Below are 1,578 nucleotides of genomic sequence, written 5' to 3'. Positions count from 1 at the left end.
AACTGCGTCAGCGCGTTCACGAAGCCGGCAAGGACCTCGATACGGCCGTAGCCGAAGCTGCGCTGCGCGTCGGCAGGTCGTGCGGCGAAACGCGCCCCGAGGAAGGCCAGCAACAGGGCCAGTGCATCGACCAGCATATGACCCGCATCCGCCAGCAGGGCCAGCGATCCGGAGACCATGCCTCCGGCCGCCTCCACCAGCAGCATGATCAGGGTGAGGACGAAAGCGAACAGCAGCTTCTTCTCGCTGCTCCCTTCGAAGTGGCTATGGTCGTGCGCGTGCGCCTCGCCGTGCGAGTGGCCGGCGTGGGCTTGGGAATGATCGTGTGCCATGCGCGAAGGCTAGGGAATCGTGCCGCGGTTACACAATCACGGGTGCGCGCAGGACGGGCCGTGGATGTGGCCCGCATGCTCGCTGCGGTCTACTCGCAGGTTAACGAAATGCGCCGAAGCCAGCAGGAAACCGCCGCACGTAACGAGCACGCTATGAATGATGAGCGAGTCGCTGTGCAGGAAGGTCACTCCCAGCACCAGCAGCATCAGGCCTGGCGTCGCCAGGATCAACGGCAGGCGGCGGCGATGACGGCGGAAACCGGATATGAGCGCCGCGCTGGCCAGGACGCATGCAAAAGCGACGAAGCCCGCTTCGAAACGGTGGTCGGCGAGAAACGAAAGACCGAGCACCGGAAGCAGCGCCAGCACGAAAGGCAGCGCGGCGCAGTGGATGGCGCAAAGGAACGACGCCGTCGCACCGACGCGGTCGGCGGCGTGCCACCAGCGCCGGGGCGCCTCTGAATCGACTGGGGATTCGACAGGGAGATCGGTCATGAGATGCATAGCGTGACTTCTTGGACAGGTCCAGGCAAGCAATGATACTTTATAACATTGCAGAAGCCAAGCAAATCAACGCTTTCTGTATCCGGCCCCCACACAAGGGCTACCGACAGTTCTTGCAGATGCCGTGGACTTCGAGGGTCTGGGCCTGCGGACGGAACCCCAGGGCCTTGGCCTGCGCCTCGATCAGCTCCGCGACGCGCTCGTCGCAGACCTCCTGCGCACACTGGCACTTGTCGCAGATCAGGAAGGGCACCTGATGCGATTCGGCCGGATGGTGGCAGGACACGTAAGCGTTGATGGACTCGAGCTTGTGGATGAAGCTGTTCTCGAGCAGGAAATCGAGCGCCCGGTAGACCGTCGGCGGCGCGGCGTTRCCGTGCTTCTCGCGAAGCCTGTCCAGCAGGTCATAGGCCTTCACGGGCTTGCCTGCACTGGCCACCAACTCGAGGACTTCCCGGCGCAACGGAGTCAACCGCAGGCCACGCTCATTCGAGGCGTGCTCGACCGCCGCGACGAAGCTGCGTGCGTCGTCGTGGTGCTCGTGGTCATGTCGGTGGGCGGCTTGCGTGGTCACATCGAAATCCTCGTGTGCGTCAGTCTAACATGAGGCCACGTCAACGCTTTTTCGAGCCCGGCAGCGGGGGCGGCTGGGGGCCTGCACCGGCCGGTGGCGGGGGCGGAGCCCGCGTTGGCAGGAAGGGAACGACCCAGCCGAAGGGACCCAGTACCAGCGCCCCGACGA

The 1,578-nt window shown here is 64.7% G+C and carries 3 protein-coding genes; all 3 read right to left on the bottom strand.

Annotated features, from left to right (window positions below):
- On the bottom strand, positions 1 to 332 hold a 332-nt coding region (locus AC1DSN_RS22340), incomplete at its 3' end, for a cation diffusion facilitator family transporter (RefSeq protein WP_477332992.1).
- A gap of 36 nt (positions 333 to 368) precedes the next feature.
- Positions 369 to 836, bottom strand: a complete 468-nt coding sequence (locus tag AC1DSN_RS22335) for a MerC domain-containing protein (protein WP_477332990.1) — start codon at positions 834 to 836, stop codon at positions 369 to 371.
- 100 nt (positions 837 to 936) lie between these two features.
- Complete coding sequence (locus AC1DSN_RS22330) at positions 937 to 1,410, bottom strand: transcriptional repressor (protein ID WP_477298531.1); 474 nt, start codon at positions 1,408 to 1,410, stop codon at positions 937 to 939.
- Between the last annotated feature and the right edge of the window lie 168 nt (positions 1,411 to 1,578).

This window comes from Luteibacter sp. P4_D7_3 (assembly GCF_056401735.1).
This window is presented reverse-complemented; position numbering and strand designations above follow the sequence as displayed.